This is a genomic window from Larkinella sp. C7, from assembly GCF_006149005.1.
GTDB lineage: Bacteria > Bacteroidota > Bacteroidia > Cytophagales > Spirosomataceae > Larkinella.
Genome location: NZ_VBSL01000243.1, coordinates 1 through 346, shown reverse-complemented (window position 1 = coordinate 346; position 346 = coordinate 1). Strand labels below are relative to the sequence as shown.

Sequence of the window (346 nt, the reverse complement as noted above, 5' to 3'; positions counted from 1 at the left end):
TAATGGCTTGGGCAACATTTTGGCTATTTAGGCCACCGGCAATAAAGAAGGGCTGCTGGATTTGGCTAGTATCTAGGCTTCGCCAATCAAAGGTCTGGCCTGAACCTGCAAGTGGGGCATCAAAGAGCAGGTAGTCTGCTTGGCTGGCGAGATTGGTCTGCCCCTGAGAAATGTTCAAGGCTCGGATAACCGGAACCGATACTTGAGAAAGCAGGTCTTCGTCAAATTCTCCATGAATCTGAACTAGGTCCAGAGGAATTCGAGCGATGGCCTCTTCTAATTCAGCCAGGCTGGGGCTGACAAAGACCCCAACTGCCTTGCAGATCTCAGGGATGGCCTGGGCTAG

General features: G+C 51.7%; 1 pseudogene. It reads right to left on the bottom strand.

From position 1 onward, the window contains the following. Window positions 1-346: pseudogene (locus FH871_RS35275) on the bottom strand (hypothetical protein); the annotation flags it as partial.